We start from the raw sequence: 2,058 nt of genomic DNA, 5'->3' as shown, positions 1-2,058 counted from the left end.
GGCTGCTCGATGTCGGCCACGAACGTGCCGGAGCCGTGCCGCCCGTCCAGCCAGCCCTCCGCGTAGAGCTGCTGGTACGCCTCCGTCACCACGGTCCTGCTGACCGCGAGCTGGGCCGCCAGGCCGCGGGTGGACGGCAGGCGCTCGCCCGCGGCCAGCGTGCCGTCCAGCATGGCGCGGCGCAGCCGGCCGGCGAGCTGGGCGGTGAGCGGTTCGTCCGCCTCGCGCGAGAGCGATATGGGCAGGTCAACGTGGTTGCGCATGGAAGTGGTCTCTGCGAAGGGGTGGATAGTGGCCCTACAGCGTAGGTCCACTTCCTGGCTACGGTCGAATCATGCTCTCCACCACTCCCCGTACGACGCTGGGACGCTCGAAGGAGCGCGGCAGCACCGACCGTGACGACCTGTACGAGGTGCTCGACACCGGCCTCGTCTGCCACCTGGGCGTGATCGTGAACGGCCATCCCATGGTCGTGCCGACCGGCTACGGCCGCGTCGGCGGGACCCTCTACCTGCACGGCTCCACCGGCGCCTTGTCACTGCGCGCCGGCGAGGGCACCGACGTCTGCGTCACCGTCACCCACCTCGACGGCATCGTGCTGGCCCGCTCGATCTTCCACCACTCCGTCAACTACCGCTCGGCGATCGTCTACGGCCGGGCCAGGCTCGTGACGGACGAGGACGAGCGCATGGAGGGGCTGCGGGCACTGGCCGAGCAGCTCGCGCCGGGCCAGTGGGACTACGTGCGCAAGCCCAGCCGCAAGGAGCTGGCCGCCACGGCGGTGCTGGCGCTGCCGCTGGACGAGGCCTCGGTCAAGATCCGCAGGGGCGGTCCCGTGGACGAGGAGGAGGACTACGGCCTGCCGGTGTGGGCCGGGGTGTTGCCGCTGGTCACGTCGTGGGGCGAACCCGAGCGGGATTCGGTGCTCCCAGAAGGTATCGATACGCCTGTTCACATCCTCCATCGGGAGTAGTTCCATGAATCCGGAACCACCTGGAAAACCCCAGCCCTTGATCACGCGTCTCATCAGGTGGGCCGGCTCCTGATGGGAGAGCGGATATGCAGTGGAGTGCTCCCGGTTACACGGAGATCAAGCAGCTCGGGGCGGGTGCCAGCGGGCGCGTCGTCCAGGCTGTGCACGACGACACCGGGGTCAGGGTGGCGATCAAGTACCTGTCCGAGGAGTTGCGGCGTGATCCGGCCGCGCTGGCCAGGTTCCAGTCGGAGGCGCGGCTGCTGACCACGCTGCGCGATCCGAACATCGCCACGATGTGGGAGTACGTCCAGGACTTCGGCGGCGCGGCCATCGTGATGGAGCTGGTCGACGGCGTCTCCCTGCGGGCGTTGCTGCGCGAGAACGGCACCACCGAGCCGGAGGCGGCACTGGTCGTGCTCAAGGGCTCGCTGCTGGGGCTGGCCAAGGCGCACGAGATGGGGCTGGTCCACCGGGACTACAAGCCGGAGAACGTGATCGTCCGCGACGACGGGGCCAGCAAGCTGGTCGACTTCGGCATCGCGGTCAGGCAGGGCACGACCGTGCAGCCGGAGGGGACGCCCCCGTACATGGCGCCCGAGCTGTGGGAGGGGCAGCCCGCCTCGCCGGCCACCGACGTGTACGCGGCCACGGCCGTCTTCTTCGAGTGCCTGACGGGACACCGGCCCTACCGCTCCACGGAGCCGAGCGTGCTCGGCTACCAGCACGTGCACGCCCCCGTGCCCTTCCTCGACGCACCGGAGCCGGTGCGCGAGCTGGTGCGGCGCGGGCTGGCCAAGGATCCGGCGCGGCGGCCCGACGGGGCGATGGCGTTCGTGGCCGAGCTGGAGGCGGTGGCCAGGGCGGCGTACGGGGAGGACTGGGAGGAGCGCGGCAGGCGCCGGCTGGCCGCGCTCGTGGCGCTGCTCGCGCTGCTGTTACCGACGCCGCAGACCACCCCCTCGCCCGAGGTGGCCACGTCGCTGGCCAGGACGGTCTTCCGCGGCCTGCGCTCGAACACGCGGCGCCTGGCCATGGGCGGCGCGGTGGCCTCGGCGGCGGCCGTGGCGGTGGTGGTCGTGCTG

General features: G+C 71.2%; 3 protein-coding genes. 2 read left to right on the top strand and 1 reads right to left on the bottom strand.

The genetic code is table 11. The features are described 5' to 3' along the window. A partial coding sequence (locus ABFX54_RS56415) for a GntR family transcriptional regulator (protein WP_346115577.1) occupies window positions 1-263 on the bottom strand: 263 nt, incomplete at its 3' end. 71 nt (window positions 264-334) lie between these two features. Between ABFX54_RS56415 and ABFX54_RS56410 the strand changes: the two genes are divergently transcribed. After that, window positions 335-973: a pyridoxamine 5'-phosphate oxidase family protein gene (locus ABFX54_RS56410; protein ID WP_346115576.1), complete on the top strand. Its 639-nt coding sequence runs from the start codon at window positions 335-337 to the stop codon at window positions 971-973. A gap of 86 nt (window positions 974-1,059) precedes the next feature. Then, on the top strand, window positions 1,060-2,058 hold a 999-nt coding region (locus tag ABFX54_RS56405), incomplete at its 3' end, for a serine/threonine-protein kinase (RefSeq protein ID WP_346115575.1).

Origin of the sequence: Nonomuraea maheshkhaliensis, from assembly GCF_039529435.1 — a bacterium.
Classification (GTDB): Bacteria; Actinomycetota; Actinomycetes; order Streptosporangiales; family Streptosporangiaceae; genus Nonomuraea; species Nonomuraea maheshkhaliensis.
This window is presented reverse-complemented; position numbering and strand designations above follow the sequence as displayed.